This is a genomic window from Brevibacterium casei CIP 102111 (assembly GCF_900169275.1).
Lineage (GTDB): Bacteria > Actinomycetota > Actinomycetes > Actinomycetales > Brevibacteriaceae > Brevibacterium > Brevibacterium casei.
The window spans coordinates 288,492-313,944 of the sequence record NZ_FXZC01000001.1; the positions used below are offsets into that span (position 1 = coordinate 288,492).

Annotated in this window: 19 protein-coding genes; 11 read left to right on the top strand and 8 right to left on the bottom strand. The window is 69.2% G+C overall.

Annotated features, from left to right (window positions below; genetic code table 11):
• The first annotated feature begins 70 nt into the window (after window positions 1-70).
• The 4 genes from BC102111_RS01315 (at window position 71) to BC102111_RS01330 (ending at window position 4,286) form a co-directional block, all read left to right on the top strand.
• Window positions 71-778, top strand: coding sequence for a HEAT repeat domain-containing protein (locus tag BC102111_RS01315; RefSeq protein ID WP_051995552.1), 708 nt, complete (start codon window positions 71-73; stop codon window positions 776-778).
• Window positions 779-1,038: 260 nt separating this feature from the next.
• Window positions 1,039-2,220, top strand: coding sequence for a MerR family transcriptional regulator (locus tag BC102111_RS01320; protein WP_232252518.1), 1,182 nt, complete (start codon window positions 1,039-1,041; stop codon window positions 2,218-2,220).
• A 9-nt stretch (window positions 2,221-2,229) separates the two neighbouring features.
• Window positions 2,230-3,699, top strand: coding sequence for an LssY C-terminal domain-containing protein (locus BC102111_RS01325; RefSeq protein ID WP_101623411.1), 1,470 nt, complete (start codon window positions 2,230-2,232; stop codon window positions 3,697-3,699).
• 95 nt (window positions 3,700-3,794) lie between these two features.
• The gene (locus BC102111_RS01330; protein WP_101623412.1) at window positions 3,795-4,286 is read left to right on the top strand and encodes an SRPBCC family protein; all 492 of its coding nucleotides are present in this window, start codon (window positions 3,795-3,797) and stop codon (window positions 4,284-4,286) included.
• A gap of 31 nt (window positions 4,287-4,317) precedes the next feature.
• On the opposite strand, the gene BC102111_RS17945 is transcribed toward BC102111_RS01330, so the two are convergent.
• Entirely contained in the window at window positions 4,318-4,956 is a 639-nt protein-coding gene (locus BC102111_RS17945) for a MarR family winged helix-turn-helix transcriptional regulator (protein WP_232252517.1), read from the bottom strand.
• Between the two features lie 85 nt (window positions 4,957-5,041).
• Here BC102111_RS17945 and BC102111_RS01340 point away from each other — a divergent pair, with 85 nt between their 5' ends.
• Entirely contained in the window at window positions 5,042-6,154 is a 1,113-nt protein-coding gene (locus BC102111_RS01340) for a hypothetical protein (RefSeq protein ID WP_101623413.1), read from the top strand.
• Between the two features lie 142 nt (window positions 6,155-6,296).
• Here the strand turns inward: BC102111_RS01340 and BC102111_RS01345 are convergent, their stop codons facing one another.
• Window positions 6,297-8,219 (bottom strand): acetate--CoA ligase, encoded by a 1,923-nt coding sequence (locus BC102111_RS01345; RefSeq protein ID WP_101623414.1) that lies wholly within the window; start codon window positions 8,217-8,219, stop codon window positions 6,297-6,299.
• Between the two features lie 103 nt (window positions 8,220-8,322).
• Between BC102111_RS01345 and BC102111_RS01350 the strand changes: the two genes are divergently transcribed.
• A complete protein-coding gene (locus BC102111_RS01350) occupies window positions 8,323-9,243 on the top strand; it encodes a pro-sigmaK processing inhibitor BofA family protein (RefSeq protein ID WP_101623415.1) in 921 nt (306 codons plus the stop codon).
• Window positions 9,244-9,427: 184 nt separating this feature from the next.
• Here BC102111_RS01350 and BC102111_RS01355 read toward each other — a convergent pair whose 3' ends face one another.
• The 5 genes from BC102111_RS01355 to BC102111_RS01375 form a co-directional block, all read right to left on the bottom strand.
• On the bottom strand, window positions 9,428-9,988 hold the full coding sequence (locus BC102111_RS01355; protein ID WP_101623416.1) for a P-loop nucleotide/nucleoside kinase family protein: 561 nt from the start codon (window positions 9,986-9,988) through the stop codon (window positions 9,428-9,430).
• A 93-nt stretch (window positions 9,989-10,081) separates the two neighbouring features.
• The gene (locus BC102111_RS01360; protein ID WP_101623619.1) at window positions 10,082-11,050 is read right to left on the bottom strand and encodes an NAD-dependent epimerase/dehydratase family protein; all 969 of its coding nucleotides are present in this window, start codon (window positions 11,048-11,050) and stop codon (window positions 10,082-10,084) included.
• A gap of 70 nt (window positions 11,051-11,120) precedes the next feature.
• Window positions 11,121-13,859: an alpha/beta fold hydrolase gene (locus BC102111_RS01365; RefSeq protein ID WP_101623417.1), complete on the bottom strand. Its 2,739-nt coding sequence runs from the start codon at window positions 13,857-13,859 to the stop codon at window positions 11,121-11,123.
• A gap of 8 nt (window positions 13,860-13,867) precedes the next feature.
• Window positions 13,868-14,896 carry a 3-oxoacyl-ACP synthase III gene (locus BC102111_RS01370; protein ID WP_063249582.1) on the bottom strand — a complete coding sequence of 343 codons (1,029 nt, stop codon included), beginning with the start codon at window positions 14,894-14,896 and terminating at the stop codon, window positions 13,868-13,870.
• 246 nt (window positions 14,897-15,142) lie between these two features.
• Window positions 15,143-16,144 carry a hypothetical protein gene (locus BC102111_RS01375; RefSeq protein ID WP_101623418.1) on the bottom strand — a complete coding sequence of 334 codons (1,002 nt, stop codon included), beginning with the start codon at window positions 16,142-16,144 and terminating at the stop codon, window positions 15,143-15,145.
• A gap of 144 nt (window positions 16,145-16,288) precedes the next feature.
• Here BC102111_RS01375 and BC102111_RS01380 point away from each other — a divergent pair, with 144 nt between their 5' ends.
• Together BC102111_RS01380 and BC102111_RS01385 are read left to right on the top strand one after the other, a co-directional pair.
• Complete coding sequence (locus BC102111_RS01380; RefSeq protein ID WP_197907823.1) at window positions 16,289-17,092, top strand: 3-oxoacyl-ACP reductase; 804 nt, start codon at window positions 16,289-16,291, stop codon at window positions 17,090-17,092.
• Window positions 17,093-17,218: 126 nt separating this feature from the next.
• Window positions 17,219-18,151 carry a MurR/RpiR family transcriptional regulator gene (locus BC102111_RS01385; RefSeq protein WP_009378709.1) on the top strand — a complete coding sequence of 311 codons (933 nt, stop codon included), beginning with the start codon at window positions 17,219-17,221 and terminating at the stop codon, window positions 18,149-18,151.
• Window positions 18,152-19,062: 911 nt separating this feature from the next.
• On the opposite strand, the gene BC102111_RS01390 is transcribed toward BC102111_RS01385, so the two are convergent.
• Window positions 19,063-20,649, bottom strand: a complete 1,587-nt coding sequence (locus BC102111_RS01390; RefSeq protein WP_009378712.1) for an FMN-binding glutamate synthase family protein — start codon at window positions 20,647-20,649, stop codon at window positions 19,063-19,065.
• A gap of 467 nt (window positions 20,650-21,116) precedes the next feature.
• Between BC102111_RS01390 and BC102111_RS01395 the strand changes: the two genes are divergently transcribed.
• The 3 genes from BC102111_RS01395 (at window position 21,117) to BC102111_RS01405 (ending at window position 25,450) form a co-directional block, all read left to right on the top strand.
• Window positions 21,117-23,180, top strand: coding sequence for an HNH endonuclease signature motif containing protein (locus BC102111_RS01395; protein WP_101623419.1), 2,064 nt, complete (start codon window positions 21,117-21,119; stop codon window positions 23,178-23,180).
• A gap of 233 nt (window positions 23,181-23,413) precedes the next feature.
• Window positions 23,414-24,631 carry an MFS transporter gene (locus tag BC102111_RS01400; protein ID WP_101623420.1) on the top strand — a complete coding sequence of 406 codons (1,218 nt, stop codon included), beginning with the start codon at window positions 23,414-23,416 and terminating at the stop codon, window positions 24,629-24,631.
• 15 nt (window positions 24,632-24,646) lie between these two features.
• On the top strand, window positions 24,647-25,450 hold the full coding sequence (locus tag BC102111_RS01405; protein WP_101623421.1) for an enoyl-CoA hydratase-related protein: 804 nt from the start codon (window positions 24,647-24,649) through the stop codon (window positions 25,448-25,450).
• The last annotated feature ends 3 nt before the right edge of the window (window positions 25,451-25,453 follow it).

Consider the following 25,453-nt stretch of genomic DNA (forward strand, 5'->3'; position numbering starts at 1 on the left):
AGTTCCCCCGCCGTCCTTGACCTTGACACGCTGTCAAGGTCTTCACTGGGAGGTGAAGGAGGCGGAAGCCATGACAGAGAACCATCCGCAGGACGGACGTGCGGGAGCATCGCTTGAGACAGGAGTACAGGATGTGGCCCGCGCTCTGCGGCTGGGCAGTGCGCAGCAGCGACTGCAGGCCGCGATGACGATCGGAACGCACGCCGACCCCGACCACCTCGACGTCCTCATCGAACGCAGCCGGACGGAACCGGACTTCTTCGTCCGCGACATGCTCACCTGGGCGCTCACCCGATTGCCTGCCGACCTCGTCGTGCCCCGCCTCCTCGCCGAGCTCGAGTCCGATTCCGTTCAGGCCCAGAGCCAGGCCCTGCATTCGCTGTCGAAGATCGGGGATCCGCGTGGCTGGGTCGCCCTCGACCCGTCCGTGTCGGGTCTGCGGTTCATCGCCCATGCCGACGCCGAGGCGGCCCGCAGTGCGTGGAGGGCCGCGGTTCGTCTGGTGCCGGGAGACCGACACCGAGATCTTGCATCGTCCCTGGTCACGCAGCTGGGGCGAGGTGACGTCGAGATGCAGAAGAGCCTCAGCCGGGCACTCGTCGCCCTCGGCGACGAAGTCGTGTCAGTGGTCGATGGCAGGGTGGGGGCAGAGGAAGAAACAGTGCGGACACACGCTCTGGCGACAGTGGCGATGTTCCATGACCCCGACGCCGGCTTCGCCCACGCCATGGACGAGGCCAAGCGGGTGGTCGCACTGGGGTCCGAGGCATCGGCCTGAACCGGTTTTGGGAAGGGTCGGTCGGATGCGTGTGGTGGTCGAGAGGGGCAAGCTCGACCACCGTGGCGCATGGCCGATGCCTCGGACTCCTTCCTCCGAACCGTCGGGCACAGGACTCTGACCGTCGTGGCCCAGCGAGTAGAGTGCTGTGTGCTCTCGCGAGACCATAGCGCGACGACCGAGAGAGTGGCGACGTCCGCGTGAGCCGGGGCGGACACCGGAGCCGCGGACCGGGATTCTGCGCGGAGAGCGAGGTGGCGATGCGCATCGGAGAGGTCTCCCGCAGATCGGGTGTGAGCGCGCGCATGCTGCGCCACTATGAGACTCTGGGCCTCGTCACCCCGAGTGCCCGGGGGTCGAACGGGTACCGCGAGTACTCGCCGAGCGACATCGGCCGGATCTTCCACATCGAAGGTCTGCGCAGGCTGGGCCTGTCTCTGCCCGAGGTCGGCCGCCTCCTCGCCGAACCGGGATTCGACGCCTCGGCGCTCGTCACCGACCTCATCGCGGCTGCACACGAGCGGATCGAGACCGAGCGGAGACTGCTCGACCGCCTCGAGGAGATCCGGCGACTGGGCTACACCGACGGGGAGAGCCTGCTCGGGGCGATCGACCTCATGCGCTCCCTCGAGTCGCGTGACGTCATCCAGCGCCACAAGGCCGCTCTCGGCAGCGGCGTCGACGGCGGCGTGCCCGTCGAGTCGCTCTCCCGCGCCGTGCTCGACGAAGCCGTGCCGAATGCGGCCGGCGCGATGCGGTGGGCGCTCGCCCAGGTCGGCACCGACGCCGTCGTGCCGCTCTCCACGGGACTCCGCTCCGCCGAACCCGCCGTCAGGCGCAACGCGATCCGCGCGCTCGACGAGATCCGCAGGACCGCCTCGGCGGATGACGTCGCGGTCGCGACTGCGGTGGCGGTTCCCATGCAGGAGGCGCTGGACGACGATGACCTAGAGGTGAGGACGGTCGCCGCGCTCGCGCTCGGGGACATGCGGGATCCGGTCGCGGTGCCCATCCTCCTCGAGGTCGCGATGAGCGATGAGAAGGACATCGACGCAGCCGAGGCGCTCGCCAGCTACTTCGCAGAGGTGCCCCCGGCAGGAGGTGCGAATGCGCCGTCCCGCGACGAGGTGGAGGTTCCGGTCGACGGCGTGGAGGTTCCGGTCGTCGACGGGGCAGGGGCGGCGACCGGCGAGGACACTGGCGAACCGACCGGCGATTCCGTCGGCGCCTCGATCATGGCTGCGCTGCGGGAGCGCCTGCGTTCGTCCGATGCCCATGTGCGCTTCCGGGTCCTCCAGGTGCTCATCGAGATCCCGGACCCTCAGGCCGAGGCCCTGCTCACCGGACTCACCCATGATGCGGAGCAGGAGATCGCGGAGACCGCGAAGGCGGCCCTGCGGCGACGGAGAAGGACCAGCGCCGAGACCGGCCGACATCGCTAGACTTGACCCATGAATCCCCAGGCCCACTCCGCGGATCCCCCTCCCGGCCAGGCCCCCGAGCGCGGACCCAACCGCCGCCGGCAGTCCTTCGTGTTCCGCCGACACCACTTCACCGTCACCGGCATCCTCGACTACTTCTTCTTCCTCTTCGGCGGCGTCGCCTCCCTCTTCCTCGCCCTCCTCATCCTCCTCAAGGGCTTCTCCCTCGGGTGGTGGCAGGTCCTCACCCTGCTCGTGCTCTGGGCGGTCGTCTCCTACCTCGCGCTGCCGCGCCTGCACCGCATCCTCTCCCAGATCTACGTCCCCAACTACTTCATCGGCCGGACCCGGACCTCAGACGGACTCCTCGGCGATCCGGTCAACCTCGCGTGGCGGGGCGAGGAGGCGCAGATCCATCACGCGATGAAGGCGGCAGGGTGGACGCTCGCCGACGACATCACGGCGGCATCGACGTGGGGGATCATCCGGTCGACCGTGGCGAGGTCGAGCTACCCCGAGGCGCCGGTCTCCCCGCTCATGCTCTTCGGTCGGCGGCAGGACTTCGCCTACCAGCAGGAAGTCGACGGCGATCCGGGGCAGCGCCATCACGTCCGCTTCTGGAAGTGCCCGTCGGGTTGGCTGCTGCCGGGCGGACTGCAGGCCGACTGGCTCGCCGCAGGAACCTACGACAAGAGCGTCGGACTCTCCCTCTTCACCCTCCAGGTCACCCACAAGATCGAGGAGAACACCGACATCGAACGCGACTACATCGTCAGGACCGTCACCGAGGCGGACCCTGAGATCAGCGTCGACGTCGTCAGGGACTTCTCGACCGGCTACCACTCGCGCAACGGCGGCGGCGACGCGATCATCACCGACGGTGACCTGCCGATCGTCGACATCGGCAGGGTGACCACCGATGCCGAGGACTACCCCGAACGGCTCGACCTCGCCCTCGACGCCACGCAGATCGACCAGGACGCCCACTCGGTCTCGGCCCTTGCCCGCACCCTGTGGAGCAGGCGACCCCTGCAGACGCTCATCGGCGCGGGCCTAGTGCTCGTCCTCCTCATCTTCCAGGCCACCGACGTGCTCAGCATCCTCCTCGACTGGGATCGCCTGCGGGCGGATGTCGCCGGAGTCGGCGTCGAGGTGACAGCGTCCGAGACCGAGGTCGTCACCCGGATCGTCGCCGGCGTCCTCGTCGGACTGAGCCTCATCATCGGCGTCATCCAGGTGATCGCCTCCATCTCGGTCTTCCGCGGCAGCAACCGGGCCAGACTGTGGATCCTCACCCTCTCGACGATCTCCGTCGTCATCTCGTTCACGAACTACCTCACAGGGGATCGGAGCATCGCGACGAACATGTACTCGCTCATCACCGTCGCCCTTCAGGTCGGCGTGCTCCTCTCGCTCTCGAGCGACTCCTCGAGGCTCTTCACCCGATTCAGCACCGCGGCCGCCCGCGCCGATCGCCAGGACCGAGCCATCGAGGACTGAGCGCTCTGGAGCCGACGCCCGGACCGCCTCGGCGGGGGTCGGGGTAGTCTGACGGCAGGGCGCAGATTCCGCGCCGCCGGCCGAAAGGAACCGAGATGACCGACCCCAACCGATCCGACGATGCAGCGGTCTTCGATGCGATCGACCCCGCACTCAAGGTCGTCAGCGCCGAGATCACCGTCGACGCACCTGGTGCCGAGGTCTTCGAACTCATCGCCGACCCGGCCAGGCAGCCGGAGTGGGACGGAAACGACAACCTTGGGTCCGCTGCCTCGGGCCAACGGGTCACCGAGGCGGGCGGATCGTTCGTGACGACGCTGACGAAGGGCGTCGAGCGCGAGAACCACGTCGTCGACTTCGTCGAGGGCCGCCGCATCGCGTGGATGCCCTCGGAGGTCGGTGAGCCTCCGCTCGGGCACACGTGGATCTGGGAGATCGAGGCCGCCGGGGACGAATCTGTGCTCGTGCGCCAGACCTACGATTGGACGCGGTTGCGCGATCCCAAACGCCTTCCGCGGGCCCAGTCGACGACCGTGGAGACGCTGCTCGCATCGATGGAGCGTCTCAAGGCTCTCGCCGAAGGCTGAACCCGAGAGCTCAACGCCCCGTCGGGGTCTCTCACCTCGGCCAGGCGTCGGCGAGGCGGGTGAGGAGGTCGGCGAGCATCTCGCGCTCCTTGTCGGTGAACGAGTCGAGCGCGACATCGACGCTCTCCCTCTGCGCGCCGAGGAAGCGGTCGGCGATCGCCCGCCCCTTCTCGGTGAGGGCGATGAGCGTGCGACGCGCATCATCGGGATCGGCTTCGCGCCTCAGGAGGTCGAGCTCCACTCCCTGGGAGACGAGACGCGACGCGCGCGGCTGATCGACGCCGATCGCCTCCCCGAGGGCGCTCACTCCGATCGCGTGCCCGACCTGGGCGAGGGCGATGAGGAGGCGCAGCTGTGCACGTCCCCCGAGGCGGCCGCCGAGGCGGCGCGACCATTCGCGCCACTCGTCGCGGCCTGGGTGGCCGTGGTCTCCGTCGCGACCGGAGGCGCGGTCCCCGCCGAAGGGGCCGTCCTTGCCGAACGGGCCTCCTTCGCCGAAGAGACCTGACAAGGGGCCGTCCCCGCTGAAGGGATTGGGGCCGCCGAACGGATTCGGGCCCCCGCCGTGGTCGCCGTGTCGTCCGTGGCCGGGGAGACCGCGGAAGCCCCGTCGCCATTGGAGGCGGGTGAGCGCCTCGGCGATCTTCTCCGTGGAGCTGTCTGTCGTCATGCCTCGATTTTACATGTCTGTTGACATGTTTCAGGGTGCATGTCAGTATGCATATACATGTCAGATGACAACTAAAGGAGATGACATGACCACCCACGACCACAACGAGAATGACCATGACGACCGCCGCGACGACCTCCATGACGACACGAGTGACACCTCGTCGCCCGCGACACCCGAGGGCTCGTCATCGGCGACCGCCGGTGACGGCGGACGCGAGGGAGCCGACGACGGAGCAGAGGCGACCGATGGATCCGTCCGATTCGGCCGCTCGTCCGCGCCGGAGGACGGTGCGGATCCGATTCCCTCCGACGGGGAGGCGACGTCAGAGGACCGGCCGCTCGACCACGAGGACCGGCCGCTCGACCACGAGGACCGGCCGCTCGACCACGAAGTCAGCGACGATGCCCCGCACCTGGCCCACCTGCTCAGGCAGGCCGGTCGGTCGCTGCGCAGGGAGTTCTTCGGGGCTCTCGACGACGCGGGCATCGACCCGCGTGATCTGCGCGGGTACGGCCGTCGCAATGACGACGAGGTCGTCGACGACGGCGCGTGGACCGATGAGGACCCCACCGACCGGGCGTCCGACGAGGAGCTGCGCAACCGCATGCGGGAGCTGCGGGATCGAGTGAGCGCGAAGATCGACGACATCCTCACCGAGGAGGAGATCGAATCCGTCAACGCCACGCTGACGAAGCTCATCGACGCCCTCGGAGGCGACGAGGAGAGCCGCCGCGCGTTCAAGGAGCGGATGCGCCGATTCGGGCGTGACCGCGGCTTCGGTCCTGGCCGCTTCGGTCCCCACGGGTCCGAACCGCGCGCATACCCGGGAGACCGTGACGGCGAGCACCGCGATCACGTCTCAGCCGACGATGACGACTTCGATCCGCGCACCGCGTTCGGGCACGGACGCGGCTGGTCCCGCCGAGGCGGGGAGCGCGACACGGACGGCCGTTTCGGCCGCCGCGGCGACCGGGAGTCGCGCGAAGGCTACGGGTCGTGCGACGGCTTCGGGCCTCGGGGCCGCGGCCGGCGCGGCCGGTGGGGATTCGATCCGCGCAGCGGTTTCGACCCCGACCCGCGTGAGTTCTTCGCCCAATGGATGCGCGGCTCCGACTCCGGCGCTCGGGGACGCGAGGAGGCCTACGAGCGCGGTTTCGCCGCCGGGTTCGAGCAGGGCAGGAAGTCCCGGGACTGACGGGGATCACGCGGCGGTGGGAGATCGACGGAGGCCTGCCGCCGCGCCCGGCCCGACGAGCGTCCGCCCAGGAGCCCGCTGGGAGTCACCCGGCGGGCTCATTGTCGCCCGGCGGGCTCATTGTCACCCGGCCGCCAGGTCCTCACCCGCGCCGGAGCACGTCCTCGAGGGCGTCGAGCACAGACCGGTCCTCGATCGTCGACGGCACGGCCGGGTTCTCGGCGCCGTCGGCGATCTCGCGCATCGTCTTGCGCAGGATCTTCCCCGAACGCGTCTTCGGCAGCGCCGAAACGATGTCGACCTGTCTGAACGCGGCGACCGGACCGATCTCCTTCCGCACCATCGCCACGAGCTCTGCGGCGATCTCGTCGGGATCGACCGCCTCGGCGGAGTCCCCGAGCACGACGAGGGCACGCGGGCTCTGACCCTTCGTCTCGTCATGGACGCCGATGACGGCCGCCTCGGTGACGGCCGGATGGGAGGCGATGACCGCCTCCATCACTCCGGTTGAGAGCCGGTGACCGGCGACATTGATGACGTCGTCGGTGCGTCCCATGACGTAGACGTATCCGTCCTCGTCGAGGTAGCCGGAGTCGCCGGTGAGGTAGTAGCCGTCGAAGGCCGAGAGATACGAGGAGACGAAACGGGAGTCATCGCCCCACACGGTCGCCATCGTCCCCGGCGGCAGCGGCAGCTTCATGACGATGAGACCCTCCTGGCCGGCGGGAACCGGGGCGCCGCCGGGGTCGACGATCTCGATGTCGTAGCCGGGCACCGGCTTCGTCGGGGATCCCGCCTTGAGGGGGAAGCGCGTGAGGCCGAGCGGGTTGGCCGCGATCGGCCAGCCGGTCTCGGTCTGCCACCAGTTGTCGACGACGGGGATGTCGCGGCCGGTCGCCTCGGCGAGGATCCGGGTTGTCCACTCGTACGTGTCGGGGTCGAGGCGCTCCCCGGCGAGGAACGAGGCCCGCAGCGAGGACAGGTCGTACTTGCCGATGAGCGCGCCGTCCGGATCCTCCTTGCGGATGACGCGCATCGCGGTCGGCGCTGTGAAGTGGACGTTGACGCCGTGGTCCTCGATGATCCGGAAGAACGTGCCCGCATCCGGGGTGCCGATCGGCTTGCCCTCGAAGAGGACCGAGGTGACACCGGCCAGCAGCGGCCCGTAGACGATGTAGGAGTGCCCGACGACCCAGCCGACGTCGGAGGCCGTGAACATCGTGTCCCCGGGCTCGAGGCCGAAGATGTGCGGCATCGAGTAGGCCAGAGCCACGGCGTATCCGCCGGAGTCGCGGACGATGCCCTTGGGCTTGCCCGTCGTGCCCGAGGTGTAGAGGACGTAGAGCTCATCGGTCGACTTCACCGTCACCGGGTCGATGCCCTCGGGGGTGGCGGCGAGGAGCTCGGCGTAGTCGAGGTCGGTTTCGCCGAGCTCGCACCGGTGCTCGTCGCGTTGGACGATGACGGTGAACTCGGGCTTCGACTCCGCCAGGTCGATCGCCTCGTCGAGCATCGGCTTGTACTCGAGGATCCGTCCGCGTTCGACCCCCGCCGAGGTGGAGATCACGGCCTTCGGAGCGGTGTCGTCGATGCGCACGGCGAGTTCGGCGGGGGCGAAGCCGCCGAAGACGACGGAGTGGATGGCCCCGATCCGCGCGCACGCGAGCATCGCGACGGCCGCCTCCGGGATCATCGGCAGGTAGATGACGACGCGGTCGCCTTTGCCCACGCCGCGGTCGGACAGGGCACGGGCGAAGCGCGAGACCTCGTCGAGGAGCTCCGCGTAGGTGATCGTGCGGACGGTGTCCGTGACGGGGGAGTCGTAGATGAGGGCGGCCTGGTCGCCGCGGCCGGCTGCGACGTGACGGTCGAGGGCGTTGAAGCAGACGTTGAGTTCGCCGTCGGGGAACCACCGGTAGATCGGTGCGGTGGAGTCGTCGACGGCCCTCGTCGGCTCCTTCACCCAGTCGATGAGCGTCCTGGCCTGCTCGAGCCAGTACTCGCCGGGGTAGGCGGAGATCTCTGCGATGACATCGTCGTAGGTGGGGCGGGAGATCGCATTCATGGTCCCATTGTGACGCATGGCACATTGCTTCGCCGAGGTGGGGGTGCCCAACCGTTACCTCCGGCTCCCGGTATTCGCTCCCATCGACGGGCACAATGGGAGGATGCGCTATCTGATCGCTCTCATCGTCGGTATCGTCGCCCTCTTCGTCGTCAACGCCTTCACCGGCATCTTCTCACTGCCGAGACCGTGGAACTCACTGTCCATGGGTGGCATCGTCGGCATCACGATGGTCATCATCCTCCTCATCTGGGAGACCGTGCGTCCCAGCCAGCGCGAAGGCATCCCGGGAGCACCGAGGATGAGCGACGAGGAACGCGCGCAGGCCCGTGCGGATCGACGCGCCCGCCTCGCCGCCGAGGCGGGAGTCAGGGACGACAGCTCGTCCGAGTCCGCGGGGGCCCCGTCCTCGAGCGGGGCTTCGGACGACGCGGCGACCTCCGCCTCCGGGGCTTCGGACGCCGCGGAGACCTCTTCCGCCGCCGGGGCTTCGGACGCACCGCCCGCCGGGGCCGAGGAGTCGAACGCGGAGAGCGTGACCTCCGGTGACGACGAGAAGCCGAGCGCCGGGCCTGATCGATCAAGCACAGCATCGGATCCGAGCCGAACGGCTTCCGAGACCCCGGGCACCGCAGCGCCACCGGTGCCCGAAGCACGGCTCGGTGAGGTCGGCGATGACGCTGGTCCCGCCGATCGGTCCGGCACCGAGCAGGCCCCGGACACCGCGGTGAAGCGGGCGGCCGAGGCGAAAGAGGCGGAGCGCGCCGAGGCCGACGCCGAGACGGTCGACGACATCGAACCCGATCACGCGCGGGAGGCCGCCGAGCGCGAACGCGAGCGGGAGGACAGCGCGGTCACCGACGACAACCGGGACGATTCGGCGCAGGGCTCCTCCCTCGAGTCCCCGCCGGTCGGTCAGCCCGGCATGTCTGTCGACGTGCTCGACGATGAGAGGAATGCTTCGTCCGCCTCGGAGGCAGCCTCCGACGGAGGCACCGATGGAGACACGCGCTCGTCACGGTGAGGTGCGCTCGCTGCGGTGAGGACCGTGGTCGTCCCAACCTGATTCCCTGGTCACCGCACCGAGTCTCCTACTGATTGACTGGTCACTCCGCCGAGGCGGCTGAGCCGATTCGGGCACCCGCACCGCGGTGGAGTGACCAGAGAATCGCGGGGGCCACGGCGGAGTGACCAGAGAATCGCGGGCGCTAGTGCGGGGCGTGGTCGATGAGGGCGAGCACATCGTCGACGGCCCGGTCGCGGGTGGTGAGGACGATCCGGGCCCACCTCTCGCCCGGTCCCGGCTGCTCACCGGCGACCATGCGTGAGCGCAGCTGAGTCCACCGCCGCCAGTGCCGGTCGAAGGCCGGTCCGCGCACGATCCGCCCGCGACGCTCCTGACCGGCCAGAGCGTCATCGCGGTCGACGTCGATGAAGACCGCCTCGGCGGGGTGCCCGCGCAGATGCGCAAGCCACAGCAGCAGCCGCCGACTCCACCGGCGGGTCCCCGGGTCATGGACGATGAGGGGGCGGTCACCTCGGCGGAGGAGACGGAACAGGGCCGCGAAGTGGGCGATGGTGTGGACGAAGGGCCGCGCCACCGGGTAGGGCAGCCACGGCAGCGCCCGGCGCACGACATCACGGACCGACTCCGGGTCCGAGATCCGCAGCCACGGGGCGTGACTCCGGATCTCCTTGAGGGTTTCGGTCTTGCCGGCCCCGGGGACGCCTGCGAGCAGGACGACCGGAGACGACCGTGTCGCGGTCATGGGCCCATTGTGCGGCAACAACCTGAGCAACTGCCGCACTGTGCGGGAGGGCACGGCCGTCGCACCGGACCGCAGCGTGCGCGAGAGCGGAGCTCAGCCCGCGTAGTGCTCCGCGAGGATTGTCAGCCCCTCTTCGATGCTGATGCGTGGGCGCCATGAGAGCACCTCCTGCGTCCTGCGCTGGTCGAACCAGTGCGCGGTCGAGAGCTGCTCGGCGAGGAAGCGTGTCAGCGGCGGCTCGTCGTCGTGCTCTCCGAGGGCCCACACCCGCTCGACGACGGACCCTGCGGCCAGAGCCGGTCCGACCGGAATCCGCAGCGTCGGCTCCGCGGCCCCACCGGCGATCGCGATCCGCGACATGAGCTCGCCGATCGGACGCGGCTGGCCGTTCGTGACGACGAGTGCCTCCCCGTGGTGCTCATCGACGGCGGCGACGGCCGCGACGATCGCCTCGACGGCGTTGTCGACGAAGAGCGTGTCGACGAGTGCTGCCCCCGAACCGAGAACAGGCATCCGGCCCGTTCTCGCGCGGTCGATGACCCGCTCCGTCAGCTGTGTGTCGCCCGGTCCCCACATGAGGTGGGGGCGGAGGACAAGGACGCGGAAGTCGGGGGAGTCGGCCTCGAGCGCGATGAGCTCACCGGCGGCCTTCGTCCGCGCGTACTCACCGCGGGCGTGCTCCGGCGATGCCGGACCCGCACCGTCGCCGACGATCGAGTCACCCGTGTGGGCGACCGACGGCGAGGAGATGTGGACGAGCCGGGGGACCCCGGCGGCGCGAGCGGCTTCGACGAGTGTGGCCGTGCCCCCGATGTTGACGGCCTCGAACTCGGCTGGGTCGCCCATCATCGAGACCTTCGCCGCGAGGTGGACGATCGCCTCGGCGCCCGCGACCGCCTCGGCGACGGCCGCCGGATCGGTCACCGACCCGAGGACGTCCCGGGCGCCGTCGACTCCGGACGGACGCCGCTGCAGGGTGGTCACGGCATGACCGTCGGCGACGAGCGCGCGAGCGACGGAGGACCCGAGCAGGCCCGAGGCGCCGGTGACGGTGATCTGCATGGTGGTCTCCTCAGTCGGTTCGGGAGGACGGTTCGGGATCGGGTGTCGGGCGACGTCCGGCGGCTGAGCCTCAGACGCGCCGGGGCACGCCTTCACCCGCGAGCACCCGCTCCGCCCACTGCGCGAGCCGGGTCCGGTCGATCTTCGAGTTGTGGCGGATGTCGGTCGGGAAGCTCGGAGCGACGAGGACGGCGGCGAGATCGGCCCCCGTCCCGGCGACGAGTTCGCGCAGCCGTGCGGTGAGCTCGAGCGGAGCGAGCCCGGGACGCAGGTCCGTGCCCTCGGCGTCGAGGACGGCGACGAGCGCCTCCGTCCCGATCGGACCGACACCGACGACGGCACTGCGGGTGACCTGACCGTCCGTGTCGATGAGGGCCTCGAGTCCGCCAGGACCGACCGGTCCCTGCGGTGTCGTGATGACGTGCTGGAGGCGGCCCTCGAGCCAGACCCGGCCCGCATCGTCGATGTGCCCGATGTCGTTCGTCCGGTGCCAGTCCTTCCCGCCGAGGCGGTCCCGCCCCGCGTGCGCGGTCGTGCGCCAGAGATTGTCGTACCCCGAGCGCAGATGCGCGGCACTGACGACGAACTCGCCGAGGCGGCCCTGCGCCTGGGCGCCCGTGAGCAGATCGTCGGAGGCGAACCCCGACTCGTCGATCGGCGCGAGCGCCAGCGTCACTCCGTCGATCGGGGTGCCCACGCACACGCCGAGGTCGGACCCGGCCTCGGCCGCAGCCACCCCGGCCGCGTCGATGTCGGTGAGGAGGAGGCCCTCGGTCATCCCGTACGGCGAGTGGATCGACGCATTCGGGAACACCTCGGCGATCGACTCCATGAGCTCAAGCGGCACCGGCGCCCCGGCGGAGAGGACGAGGTCGACGCCCGCGCACGCCGCCCGCTGGGCATCGTCGAGCTCACCGGCGGTTCGGGCGACATTCCGGTACGCGGCGGGTGAGGCGAAGACCATCGTCGCGTTGCCGGCGATGATCGCGTCGGCGATGGCCGTGGCCGTGAGCGTCTTCGGCTTCGTCACGGACATGTCCGGGGTCACCGAGGTGGCCCCGATGGCGGGTCCGAGCAGGGCGAAGGGCGGGAAGCCGGCGACGAGCCCGGTGCCCTCGCGGACGTCGAAGACCCGGGTGAGCACCTCGGCGAGGGCTGCGATGTCCCCGTGCGTGTACCGCACGCCCTTCGCCGGACCCGTCGACCCGGAGGTGAAGAGGACCGCGGCATCGGCGTCGGGCCCGGGGGTGGGCAGGTCCCCGAAGATCGGGGTGCGGGAGAGTTCGGTGAGGCTCGTCTCGGTGCCGAAGACCCTCCGCTGGACCGTCCCGAGCGGGGAGACCGAGATCCGGCGTCCCGGCCAGCCGAACGCGCGGGCGAGCCCGAGACCGGGCAGCTCGCCGATGATCCACTGCGGATCCGCCGAGGTGACCGCCCGGGTCATCCCCGCCGGACCGAGGCCGGCATCGGCGACGACGGCGACCGCGCCGATCTTCAGGCACGCGTAGAGGGCGGCGGTGAGGTTGTTGCCGGGCGGGACGAGCATCGAGACCCGGTCGCCGGGCTGCACGCCGAGGTCGCGCAGGCCGTGGGCGATCGCGGTGGTGACGTGCCAGAGGTGGCGCCAGGAGATCTGCTGGGCAGGGTCCTTCGAGAAGTCGACCGAGGCGATCGCCTCGTCGTCGCGGCGGGCGTCGAGGATCGCGGTGACCGGGCGGGTTGTGGCTGCGGATGTGCCGACCGGCGCCGAGGCGGTCGACCCGGGGGCGGTGCTCGCCCCATTGTCCGCGGCGCTCGCCTCATTGTCCGCGACGGCAGTGGTCGTCGGGAACTCCGCGTCGAGCCATTCGAGGACGGTGCCGGGCACGTCCCAGTCCTCGCCGACGAGATGGGAGCCGAGTTCGAAGCGGTGGATATCGGCGTGCGGCAGGCGCCCGCGCAGATCACGCAGGTAGCGTTCGAGGAAGACCGGGTCCTTCGGCCCCCAGATGAGCAGCGCCGGACGGTCGAAGGCGGCGATGTCGGCACCGATGCGCTGGAGCTCGTCGTAGGAGGGGTGCCGTTCGTCGACGGGGATGTCGGCGACGAAGCCGCCGATCCCATGCCGCTGGGCCGCGGACTCGTACGGGGCGCGGAAGCCGGCGCGGACCTCGGGGGAGAGGTCGCCGAGGCGCAGCGTCACCCGGAGGAACCCGTCGGTGAGCACGGTCGCCGTCGGCAGCATCGGACCTGCCAGGGTCGCCCGCAGCGGAGCGGGGATCGGTGCGTCCTCCGGCTGGTGGACTGCTGTGTTGAGGCTGATCGCGGCGTCGACACGGTCGCGGTTCCGCGCCGCCCAGCCGAGCGAGAGGACCCCGCCCCAATCATGGCCGAGGGTGACGACGGGATGGCCTGTCCCCGCCTCGGCGAGGAGAGGAGTGACGACGGCGTCGAAGTCGGCGATGCGCTGGGAGATCCGACGCACCTCGGCGCCGTGAGGGGTCGGCAGACCATCGTGCGGCAGCCGTTCGGAGAAGCCCATGTCGAGCTGGTCGGGGGCGATGATCCGCCACGCACGTCCCCCGTCGGCGGCGGAGGCGAGGCTGACAGCGGCGAGCCGACGCCACAGGTACGACCATGTCGGATTGCCGTGGAGGGCGAGGATCGTGCCCTCGGGTTCGATGCCCTCGGCCTGCAGGGACGCAAGCGTGTCGAGGACGTGGAAGTCGTGGGGGCCGTCAGCGGTCTGCGCCGTGACGATCCGGGACCACGCGGGATCCCACTCGGGCAGCGTCGGGGGAGTCGTTGCCGGCCGTGCAGGGTGCCTCATGGATTCCTCTACCACTCGATCTCGGTCATGGCGGTGTTGAGCCCCGATCCCACGCCCATGCAGAGGATCCGGTCTCCGCGCTGGAGCGTCTCGACCTCCCGGCTGAGCGTGATCGGCAGGGACGCAGGACCGACATTGCCGAGCTCCGGGTAGGTCACGGGGATCCGTTCCGGGTCGAGGCCGGCGGCGCGGGTGATCGAGTTCGTGTGGACGTCGGAGACCTGGTGCATGACGTAGCGGTCCATGTTCCGCCAGTCCCAGCCGTTCTCGTGCGCCTCCTCCCATGCGGCGACGACGAGCTCCATCCCTCCGGCCAGCAGGCCCTTGGTGTCGGTGAACATCCCGTTGTGGTCACCGACGCACAGCTCATGGTGCTGCGTGGCCGCCCGGGTGATCCCGCCGAGGATGCGGTGGCCCTCCGGGTGCCTGTCCGCGGGTCCGAGGACGGCGGCGGAGGCTCCGGAGCCGAGGGTGAGGGAGGCGAACTCGTTGAGGTACTCCTCACGGGTGATGCCGGAGCGGGTGAGGCGGCGCAGGGTCGCCTCCTGCACGCGGGAGGCGTCCTCGCCGGCGACGACGAGAGCGTAGTCGATCTGGCCGGCGTCGATCATGTTCGCGGCCAGGGTCATGCCGTTGACGAACCCGAGGCACGCGTTGGCGATGTCGAAGTTCATCGCCTGCGGGCCCAGCCCGATCCCGGCGTGGACGCCGACGGCCACGGACGGCTCGAGGTGCTCGCGGGTCACCGAGGTGTTGACCATGAGGCCGATCGCCGACGGTTCGACTCCAGCCTCGGCCAGCGCCTTGCCGCCGGCGGCGACGGCACCGGCGACGAAGTCGCTCGGCTGGTCCCAGTTGCGGCGGGACTCGACACCGGCCACGCGCTGGAGGAGACCCGTGGGCAGGCCGAGGGTTGTGAGGGTATCGGCGAGGCGCTCGTCGAATTCGTGGGAGGTCACTTCATTCGGGGCGACGATCTCGGCCAGACCGAGAAGCGCCACGTTCGAGTGCCGGAAAGTTGCGTTGCCGTTCGCCAATTGAGGTTCTCATCCCTTTTCGGGTCGTTCGTCGACGTCTGCCTTGGCCGCCTTCCCGCGCGGGGTGGGCGCTGTCGGGCGGAGGAAGTCCGGGGACTATCCTAGCGCGCGGTTGCTGAGATCGTTCTCAGCGCCGGGAACCCGGGGGACCGAGATCGCGGGAGCAGGTGCGGCCGACCTCGCCACCGGGTGCGTGTGCCGGGACCCTGGGCGCGTGTGCCGGGACCCCGGTCGCGTGTGCTGGGGTCAGCGGGTGAACCATGTGAATCCGTCGTAGGCGAGCCCGGTCGCGCAGAGCACGGCGATGCCGGCGAGGACGATCGAGGTCACGGTGTGCGAGACTTTCGAAGCCTGGAACCGTTCGGCCCGCGAATACGCCATCGGACGGTCGGTGACATTGCGGCCGAACTGGGCGAAGATCCGCCAGTCCATGACGTCGATGAGGGACTTCGCGGCGAGGGTGACGACGATGATGCAGCCGACGGCCATGAAGAGGAGGAAGACGAAGCCGAGGAAGCCGTAGTCGGTGAAGAACCTCACGACGCGGTCGCCGACGGCCGCGGCGAATCCCGAGAACCCTTCGCTCATCGGCAGCGGGTCGAAGGAGTCCATGATCGAGTTGAGCGTCATCCGGTCGCGTTCGGTCCGGGAGGCGCCGATGTACATGACGAGGGCGGCAGCAAGGGCCACGCCGAGGTTGATGATCGTGATCGTCGAATTGTCCGGCCAGAAGTCCAGGGACTTGATCGTGTACGTTGCTGCCAGCGCGACGCAGACGATCGCCCCGACGAGGGCACCGACGGTGGCCGGCAGGAGCAGGTTGTTGAAGAAGACGAAGGCGATCGCGGCGAGGAGCGCGGCACCGAGGATGTAGGTGAACACCGCGAGCGTGTCGCCCGACGAGGAGGTGGCCGCGCGCCGGTTCTGGGCGATCATCTGCCCCGAGTAGCCGATGTTCTGGGCGAGTTCGGCCGTCGTGGCCTTCTCGTCGGCGTCTGCGGTCGGCATCACCCGGGTCTCGGCTTCGTCGGCGCTGTAGCCGCGGACGTCCCGACGGCGCGGCGGCTGGCCGTAGCCTCGCGGGCTGCCCTGCTCGGGGTAGCCCGGCTGTCCGTATCCCTGGCCTCCTGGTCCGCGGTGCTCCGGGGCGGGCTGCCACTTCCCGACCTTGGCCGCCAGCAGGTAGATGAGGATGACGACGATGGCCGCGAGGACTCCGATGGAGATATTGGCGCCGATCTCGCTCATAGGGACTTCCTTGCCGAATGGACAACAGTGATCTTGTCTATTCTATTGGCACCCTCACCGGCCCGCCGACCATCGCCGCTCGACCCCGTCGGCATGGGTAAGCTGAGAGGGATCCCAGCGCCCGGCATTCGAAGGAGAATCCCGATGAGCAACGCCCAAGCCTTCACCACCGCGGCCATGCCGCTCGACCAGCAGCTCGTCCTCGTCACGGGCGCCGGCCGCGGGCTCGGCGCGGCGATCGCCAAGGCCTTCGCCCACGCCGGATCAGGACTCGTCATCAACTACCGGTACTCGGCCGACGCGGCAGAGGAGCTCGCCGAGGCCATCCGGGCCCGTGGTGGTCGCGCGGCGGCAGTCGAGGCCGACGTCACCGATGATCGAGCGGTCGACGCGATGTTCGAGACGGCGCAGGAGGAGTTCGGCATGCCCGTCTCGACAGTCGTCAACAGTGCGCTGCTCGACTACTCCTTCAACGGCGAGGAGCGTCAGCCCGCCGATGAGATCGACTACGACGACCTCTCGGAACAGTTCCGGGGGACCGTCGGGGCGGCGATGAACACGATTCAGGCGGCTATGCACGGCTTCCGGGAGATCGGGTCCGGGCGCGTGATCAACATCGGCACCAACCTCGTCCAGCATCCCGTCGTCCCCTATCACGACTACACCGCCGCCAAGGCCGCTCTGCTCTCGCTGACCCGGACCTTCGCCCGTGACCTCGGGCCCGCAGGTGTGCGCGTCAACATGGTCTCCGGCGGCCTTCTGCGCACGACCGACGCATCGGCGGCCACCCCTGAGGACGTCTTCGATGAGGTCGCTGCGGCCTCGGCGCTCGGGCATGTGACGACCCCGGAGGAGTTCGCCTCGGCGGTGATCTTCTTCGCCTCCCCGGACTCGCGCGCGGTGACCGGACAGAACCTCATCGTCGACAACGGCTACGTCATGCGGTGAGCGGCGGCGGTGCCCGCGACGGCGGGAATCGTTATGCTGGAGCGATATCATTCGCGGTGACCTGGGCAGATCGTGTCATTGCGGCGACAGGACCAGACCCAATGGCGGCACCCGGGAGGCGGAGCGATGGTGGACGGGCGCGGACAGGCCTCCGACGGGGGAGGCGCCGCGGACCGGAGAGCCCCGACACGCGAGTCGACCGGCACGTCGAGTCTCGCGGTCACGCTGCGCACGGTGATGCCTGAGCTCACCCCCGCAGAGAAGAAGATCGCCCGCGCGCTGCTCGCCTCCTATCCGCTTGCCGGGCTCGAACCGATCGCCGACCTCGCGTACTCGGCCGGCGTGAGTGCGCCCTCGGTGGTGCGCTTCGCCCGGACGTTGGGCTTCGACGGGTATCGGGGGCTCCAGGACGCGCTCAAAGTCGAGATGCGCGAACGCGAGGAGTCGAACCTCTCCCAGGCCGAGGTCAGCAGGGCGGATGACGAACCTGTCTTCGAGGCCGCCAGGCGCGGGTATCACGCGGGGATCGATGAGACCTTCGACTCCGTCATCGGCGACGAATTCGATCGCGCCGTCACACTCTTCGCTCAGCCGAAGCGGACCATGGCCCTCGTCGGCGCCTCCTACACAGGGTACGTCGCCGACATCTTCCACGCGCAGCTCGCGCCCTTGAGGCCCGGTGTCACCAGGCTGTCGTCGAGTCCGCTGTTGGCCGCGACCGAACTCGTCGACCTCCGACGAGGAGACCTCCTCGTCGTCTTCGATGTCCGCCGCTATGAGCCGATGATCGCCGAGGTGGTGAGGATCGGAAAGGAGATGGGACTGACGACGGTGGTCTTCACCGACCTCTGGCTCTCACCTGCGGCGGCGCTCGCCGATCACGTGCTCACCGCCGATGTCAGAGCGTCAGGACCCGCCGACACCCTCGCGCCGATGCTCGCTCTCGTCGAAGCGGTGTGCGAACTCGTCGCCGCTGAGCTCGGGCAGGAGAGTGTGGACCGGCTCGCTCGCATCGACCCGGTGCGACTGCGGCTGCGGGGCAACATCGACCGCCTGTGATCAGGCGGCGCCTTGCAGGCGGCTCAGCGCCGCGGACCGGGGTGGTGCCGGTGCCGGAACGGCACGGTGGGGAATCCGGTGGCTGCGACGACCCAACTCGGAGGGCCGTCACCGGAGCCAACGGAGCCGCCGGTCGGATGTCGCGGCGGCGAGGTCTGGGGGAGGAACGGCGATGTTCCGTCCTGGGCGGAACGGATGCCGGTGTGCGGACCTGCGGGCCCGGAGGCTCCCGCGCCGGTCGCATCGATGGGGGACACGATTCGTTTTCCCTTCTCATCCATCGGTGACTCCGACGGTGAGCCGGGGATCGCGATACTGAGTCTGGTGAGTGAGGGCGGGGACGGTTGACATCGTCGTCCGTCGGCGGCTCTCGACACTTGTTCGGAGAGCGTCGTTTCCGGGATGGGTGCGGTGCATGGGGATCCGTTCTCGGGAATGCTGCCACAAGACGAACTGTCGGGCAGGGGAGCGCTCCCTGTCGAGGGAACGCTCCGCCTGTCGGGGGATTCCGGCAACGCGAGGGTCAACGCTGCGGGCAACGGCGATCGGACTGGCCGGCGATGGGAGTCTCACAGGACTCCGAAGCCGATCCCGGCAGTGAGGGGCAACCAAGGATCAGCGCATCGACGACGGTGGCACAGGCCTGCGATCACGAAGGTGACCGCGTCCGAGACGTCGGCGACAGTCGCTTGTGAGTATGGAATTTTCATTCCAGACTATGGCATGGACGACCGAATGTAACCCCAGTTTTGGGATTTTTTCGGGGCTTACCGGATGAATTCTCATCACCGCAGGTGAGCGGCGAGGAACAAAGGGCGATTGTCAGGCGCCGTTGCCGTTTCAGCCCGCGTCGGTCGAGGCGAGGAAGCGCTCCGCCCGCGCCGAAGAGACGGGCACCGAGTGCGCCATGGTCAGCGACTGTGTCCGCGCGAGATGCGGAACGTGTCGGCGCGTGCGGCGGCCCAGTCCGCCGCCCAGTCCTCGGGCGGCGTATCGCGGAGGAGTTCGCCGGGTTCGAGCCAGTCGTAGAGGCGCGCGTACGACCACGATTCGGATGGGGAGAGGTTGCGGCGCAGCATCGTCGGTTCGAGTTCGCTGGGATGGGCGGCCCCCATCGACGCCATGAGGCGGGTCGCCTCGGCGACCGTGCCGTCATGGTAGTTGCGCACGCGCTCGGCCTTGTCCGGGACGTAGATCGCCCGCGCCCGCCGGGCGTCCTGCGTCGCAACGCCGACCGGGCACTTGCCGGTGTGGCACGTCTGCGCCTGGATGCATCCGACTGCCATCATCATCGCCCGCGCTGAGTTCGTGAAGTCCGCGCCCTGGATGAGGCGCTTGACGATGTCGGAGCCGCTCGCGATCTTCCCCGAGGCACCCACCTTGATCTCGCTGCGCAGCCCCGCACCGACGAGCGCGTTGTGGACGATCATCAGCCCCTGCGTGAGCGGAAGGCCGACATGGTCCTCGAACTCGAGCGGAGCCGCTCCCGTGCCGCCCTCGGAGCCGTCGACGATGATGAAGTCCGGGGTGATCCCGGTTTCGATCATCGCTTTGCAGATCCCGAGGAATTCGGTGCGCGAGCCGACGCAGAGCTTGAAGCCGGCAGGCTTGCCGCCCGAGAGATCGCGCATCTTCGCGATGAATTCGAGAAGCTCGATCGGGGTGGAGAAGACGCGATGATTCGGGGGACTGATGCAGTCCTGGCCCACGGGCACGTCGCGGATCGTCGCGATCTCCTCGGTCACCTTCGCCCCCGGGAGCACGCCGCCGATGCCGGGCTTCGCCCCCTGGGAGAGCTTGAGCGAGACCATCTTCACCTGCGGGTCCTGCGCCTTGGCCGCGAACTTGTCGGGGTCGAAGTCGCCGTCCGGGGTGCGGGCACCGAAGTACCCGGTGCCGAGCTCCCAGATGAGGTCGCCGCCGAACTCGCGGTGGTACGGAGAGATCGACCCCTCGCCCGTGTCCTGCGCGAAGCCGCCCATCGCCGCGCCCTTGTTGAGCGCACGCACGGCGTTGTCGCTGAGCGATCCGAAGCTCATCGCCGAGACGTTGAGCAGGGAGATCTCATACGGCTGGGTGCAGTCCTTTCCGCCCACCCGGATCCGCGGCGGTGCCGGGGAGTTGGGGATCGGCGCGTTCGTGTGCATGAGCGCTTCGTACCCGGTGCGGGCGACGTCGCGCTCGGTGCCGAAGGCGTGCTCGGAGTGGATGCCCTTCGACCGCTCGTAGATCGTCGTCCGGGTGTCGCGGTTGAAGGGGCGGCCGTCCCAGTTCCGTTCGATGAAGTACTGCTGGATCTCGGGACGGATGGATTCGAGGAGGAAGCGTGCGTGTCCGGCGATCGGGTAGTTGCGCAGGATCGCGTGCTTCTTCTGCGTCAGGTCCCATGCTGCGAGGGCACCGAGCCCGATCGCCGAGGCGGCAGCGGCGACGCGGGCCACCCGCTGTCCTGTCGTCTCTCCGGTGACCAGGCGGACTATGGGAAGCTGACCTGCCATTGCGTCTCCTTCGGCTGTGCTTCGAAACTTGTCGGTCCCGCGGACCGCTCGGTTCGTCGTCGGTGACGACGGCCGTCCGACCGGGTACCGCTGATGTGTCCGCATCCGAGCCTAGACCGCCGAGGCGGTGATTTCAGGAAAGGTCGCCCTGAGTTCCCGTGGACTCGGGGAATTCACGGCCCCCGACGGGCCGGCGGTGAGGCGAGGAAGGGGAAGAGTGTCAGCGGGGCCGGCTCTGCGGCAGTCCGTGCGCTGTCGAACGGATGAGGGACGGCCGGCCGTGTGGCCGGTAGGGGCTGTGACCGGGGGAGACGCCGAGGCGGGCGACCGTGATCAGGAATCGCTGAGTGAATGAATTCATCGGACAAAAAATATCGAATAAATTGGGAACAGACTATTGCCTGCGTCACACTCAAGGAGTAGACTCGGAGGCAACAACACAGACGTTGGCAGGCGGATCAGGAGTCATGACGCTCACCCCGGACAGGCAGCACCCCGGCGACGACAGTCGTTCCGCTGGATCGCGCCGCGGCGGGAAGCCGGCGAAGGGTGTGGGCGGAAATTCGGCGAAGAATGCGCATCGCGGCAGCGCGAGCGGTCAGTCGTCGCTGTTCGACCAGCTCCGCGATGCCGGGTTCGATCTCACCGGCCACAGCCTCGCCGACCGATTCGACGAGATCCCCGGCGGGCCCGGTGTATCGGATTGTGATGAGCCGGAACGTGACGGCGATGTGCCGTTCGATCCCCATGCGGACGAGAGTGTCGGGCAGGCGGGGTCTGCCGAGGAGACTCCCGGCCACCGCCCGCACGACGGAGACGTGACGTCAGCGCTGGCTGCGGACACACCTTCGCCGGAGGCGATGATGCCGGACACTCGTCGGCTGAGCCGACATTCGATGCTCAGCGACGAGGAATGGTCGGCGCTCTCGCGGTTCGCGCCAGAGGTGCTCGACGGGATCACGGGTCTGACCACGCTCAACGATGAGCTGCGGTCCTTCGAACGGCCCATGGGCCCGGAGGAGGCCGTGATGCTCACCGACGCCCTCGAAGCCCTCGACCGGGTCAACAGGTCGCTGTTCGCAGTGACCCTGGCCGTCTTCGAACGCGTCGGAACGCCCACCGACTTCGGGGCGAAGACGACGAAGTCCCTCATCCAGAACCGGCTCGGTCTGACAGGGGCGGAAGCGAACCGTCGCACCGAACTCGCACGGAACTTCGGCGGCCGTGTCGACATCACCGGCCAGGCGATGCCGCCCCTCAACCCGGCGGCCGCGAGCGGACTGCACGACGGCACCCTCTCCGAAGGACAGGCCTCGGTCATCGCCGAGTGCATGAAGCGTCTGCCGACATGGGTGAGTGCCGAACTGCGCGAGGAGACCGAGGCGAAACTCGTCAGCGAGGCGAGAAGGGTCCGCGTCTCGGACATCAGGGAGATCTTCCAGCGGATGCTCGACATCATCGACCCCGACGGACAGGAGCCGTCGCAGTCGCGGGACCGAGCGGACTATTCGGTCCACCTCAGGGCCCGACGCAACGGTGACTGGGATCTGACCGGCCGTCTCGACCCGATCACCGGAGGACTCCTCAACGGTCTTCTCACCTCGAGGATCGAATCGTGCCGCAGAGGTGGCGCTGCCGCATCGACCTCGGTGGGGCCAGACTCATCGAGCCCTGGCAGGCCATACTCATCGAGCGCTGGCAATGCCGACAGTGCTGGACTTGGAGGCGGGGTCGCTGGCGACTGCGGTACGGGCAGCGACGTCGACGACGACGCCTTCGCGGTACTCGACGCGGTGCTCTCGGGGCAGCGCCATGATGCCCCGATGTTCGCGCAGGACGGCAGCGGTGCCGCATTGGACGGAAGCGGACGGCCCTGTGAGGGCGAGACGTCCGGTGCCTACGGAGTCCGTGAGGACGGCACCCAGATCAGCACCCTTGAGGCCCAGCCGACCGTGCGCCGGTGGATCTACGAACGCTTCGCCACTCTGATCGGCAAGATCGAGATGACCCGACCCACGTCGGGCGCACGGTACTCCCTCGTTGTGACGGCCAAGGCCGAAGACCTCGCCGCGAACACCGGTTCGGGTCGGACGGGAACCGAGAACCCCGTGCCCATCGAGGAACTCACCGCGTCGGGACTCAATGGACGAGTCTTCTTCCACCTCATGAGTGATCAGGCGACGACCGTGCAGGTCGCCACCGAGAAGCGCTTCGCCGACGAGAAGCAGACGGCGATCATCACCGCCCGTGATCAGGGGTGTTCGTTCCCCGGATGCGACTCCCCACCGGGGTGGTGCGAAGTGCACCACATCGTCCCGTGGGCGGAGGAGGGTCGCACAGACATCAACAACCTCACGCTCGCATGCGGCGCCCACCACCACCTCATCGACAAATCCGACTGGCACGCGATCATGCTCACCGATGGACGACCGGCGTGGGTGCCACCTGCGTCGATCGACCCGGCGCGACAACCCATCCTTCACGCGAGATTCATCGCCAAGCAGATCATCGACACGCTCTTCGACACGTGAACCCGACACGGTCTTCGCCCCCCCTGAACGTGACGAGCGCCGACTGCTGGGGCCGACTGTCTGCGGGGCCGACTGTCTGCGGGGCCGACCACTGGGGCGGACCACCACGGCCGGGTGTCCCCAACACCATGACCGAGCATCCCCGCTGCCGGTCGCCACGACAGAGCAAGGAGCGCTGTTCGAGGCACGGAACGGTTTGAGCTCGGCACCGGTGCGGGCATAGCGTGACGAGCATGAGCACTGGGGAGCCGAATCCGACGAGCGACCGGCGCACCGTCGTCGCCGTCTTCCTCGCCGGTGTCGCGGTGTTCCTCGTCCTCTACGAGACGCAGGGGCTCATCCCCGCGATCCGCGAGGCCTACGGGATCGACGCCCCCACCGCGAGCCTCACCGTCTCAGCGACGAACGTCGCCATGGCCTGCTTCCTCATCCCGTTCTCCCTGCTCGCCTCCCGCATCGGGCATGCGCGGCAGATCGCCGGCGGCGTCATCCTCGCCGCCGCGCTCGCCCTCGTCCTGCCGTTCATGCCGAATCCCGAGCTCCTCATCGCCGTTCGCTTCCTCCAGGGGGTGGCGATCGCCTCGGTCCCGGCCACCGCGATGGCCTACCTCTCGCTGCGCCTACCTCCGGCCGTGCTGCCCGGGGCGATCGGGGTCTACATCGCCGGCAACACGATCGGCGGTCTGAGCTCCCGCCTCCTCACGGGCCTCGCCGCCGAAGTCCTCGGCTGGCACGGCGGGCTCGCCTTCACCGCCGCCGTCTCGCTCGTCCTCGGCCTCATCGTCGTGTGGCTGCTGCGCCGCGACCTCACAGCGCCAGCGCGCCAGCACGCCGTCCCCGACCCGGCAGCCGCAACCGTTCCCGGCGCCGATGATGGGGCCCGGCCGCCTCGGCGCTCCCCGATCCCGCTCGGGAACGGACTCTGGCGGATCTACCTCACCGGCTTCCTCTGCATGATCGTCTTCGGGGGATCGTTCACCATGCTCGGCTCCCGCCTGCAGCGTGAGCCCTGGCACCTGAGCGAGGGCGCGGTCGCTCTCTTCTTCCTCATCTACCTCGTCGGCACCGTCGTCACGACGTACTACGGTCGTCTCGCTCAGCGCTTCACCCGCACCCGGCTCACCCTCGTCGGCATGGTCACTGCGATCGTCGGCGCAGGCCTCACCCTCGTCGACTCCCTGCCCGTCATCGTCCTCGGCATGTCGCTGCTCACCGGCGGATTCTTCCTCGGCCACACCGGCGCCTCGGCGGCAGCCAGCGCCGCCCGACCCGGGGTCGATACGACGCGCTCGGCCGCCATCTACCTCACCGTCTACTACCTCGGCACGAGCCTCGGAGCATGGCTGTCGGCCGTCCTCTTCACCGACTTCGCGTGGCCGGGTGTCGTGGGCATGTGCGTGACCTCGCTCGTGGCAGTCATCGTCGTTATAGGGTTCAGGAAACGCCACTGAACGCGAGGAGCACCGATGCCCCAGACCGCCCACGGCACCGTCGTCTGCACGAGCAGGGACGGCGTCGCCCACGTCGAGATCGACCGTGCCGAGAAGCTCAATTCGCTCACCCGGGAGGTGTTCGAGGACCTCGTCGAGGTCGGTCTCGGGCTCTCTGCGGATCCCGAGGTCAGGGCCGTCGTCCTCTCCGGTCGGGGGCGGGCCTTCAGCGCGGGCCTCGATCTCACCGAGATGGCTCGGATCGCCGAGGCGGGTGCCGGCGTCGTCGACGTCGGGGACCGGCTCGGCGCGGCCCGCGCGCTCGCCCAGAAGGCCGTGCACGTGTGGTCGCTCGTCGAGGTCCCCGTCATCGCCGCGGTCCTCGGTCCCGCCCTCGGCGGCGGCATGCAGATCGCGCTCGGAGCCGACATCAGGGTGGCGAGCCCCGATTCGCAGTTCTCACTCATGGAGATCAAGTGGGGCATCATCCCCGACATGGGCGGCACCCAGCTGCTGCCGCGCTTCGTCGGACCGGGCATGGCGAAGAAGCTCATCGTCACCGGTGAGGCGATCGGCGGAGTCGAAGCGCAGCGGATCGGACTCGTCGAGGAGCTCGCCGACGACCCCGTCGCCCGCGCTCTCGACCTCGCCGCCGACATCGCCGGGAAGTCCCGCGCCTCGCTCGTGTGGTCGAAGCGCCTCGTCGACCTCTCCTACGCAGCACCTCTCGAGGTCGGACTCGACGCCGAGCAGGAGGCGCTCTCCGAACTCCTCGGCTCCGACGAGCAGCGCCAGGTCGTCGAGGCCCGACTCGCGCAGCTGCGCGCCGCACGAGGCTGAGCG

Coding starts and splice junctions, on each gene's coding strand:
- BC102111_RS01365 (WP_101623417.1), bottom strand. CDS start 13,859: ATGAGGCACCCTGCACGGCCGGCAACGACTCCCCCGACGCTGCCCGAG.
- BC102111_RS01380 (WP_197907823.1), top strand. CDS start 16,289: ATGAGCAACGCCCAAGCCTTCACCACCGCGGCCATGCCGCTCGACCAG.
- BC102111_RS01390 (WP_009378712.1), bottom strand. CDS start 20,649: ATGGCAGGTCAGCTTCCCATAGTCCGCCTGGTCACCGGAGAGACGACA.
- BC102111_RS01375 (WP_101623418.1), bottom strand. CDS start 16,144: ATGAGCGAGATCGGCGCCAATATCTCCATCGGAGTCCTCGCGGCCATC.
- BC102111_RS01400 (WP_101623420.1), top strand. CDS start 23,414: ATGAGCACTGGGGAGCCGAATCCGACGAGCGACCGGCGCACCGTCGTC.
- BC102111_RS01405 (WP_101623421.1), top strand. CDS start 24,647: ATGCCCCAGACCGCCCACGGCACCGTCGTCTGCACGAGCAGGGACGGC.
- BC102111_RS01315 (WP_051995552.1), top strand. CDS start 71: ATGACAGAGAACCATCCGCAGGACGGACGTGCGGGAGCATCGCTTGAG.
- BC102111_RS01350 (WP_101623415.1), top strand. CDS start 8,323: ATGCGCTATCTGATCGCTCTCATCGTCGGTATCGTCGCCCTCTTCGTC.
- BC102111_RS01345 (WP_101623414.1), bottom strand. CDS start 8,219: ATGAATGCGATCTCCCGCCCCACCTACGACGATGTCATCGCAGAGATC.
- BC102111_RS01385 (WP_009378709.1), top strand. CDS start 17,219: ATGGTGGACGGGCGCGGACAGGCCTCCGACGGGGGAGGCGCCGCGGAC.
- BC102111_RS01330 (WP_101623412.1), top strand. CDS start 3,795: ATGACCGACCCCAACCGATCCGACGATGCAGCGGTCTTCGATGCGATC.
- BC102111_RS17945 (WP_232252517.1), bottom strand. CDS start 4,956: ATGACGACAGACAGCTCCACGGAGAAGATCGCCGAGGCGCTCACCCGC.
- BC102111_RS01325 (WP_101623411.1), top strand. CDS start 2,230: ATGAATCCCCAGGCCCACTCCGCGGATCCCCCTCCCGGCCAGGCCCCC.
- BC102111_RS01320 (WP_232252518.1), top strand. CDS start 1,039: ATGCGCATCGGAGAGGTCTCCCGCAGATCGGGTGTGAGCGCGCGCATG.
- BC102111_RS01340 (WP_101623413.1), top strand. CDS start 5,042: ATGACCACCCACGACCACAACGAGAATGACCATGACGACCGCCGCGAC.
- BC102111_RS01355 (WP_101623416.1), bottom strand. CDS start 9,988: ATGACCGCGACACGGTCGTCTCCGGTCGTCCTGCTCGCAGGCGTCCCC.
- BC102111_RS01395 (WP_101623419.1), top strand. CDS start 21,117: ATGACGCTCACCCCGGACAGGCAGCACCCCGGCGACGACAGTCGTTCC.
- BC102111_RS01360 (WP_101623619.1), bottom strand. CDS start 11,050: ATGCAGATCACCGTCACCGGCGCCTCGGGCCTGCTCGGGTCCTCCGTC.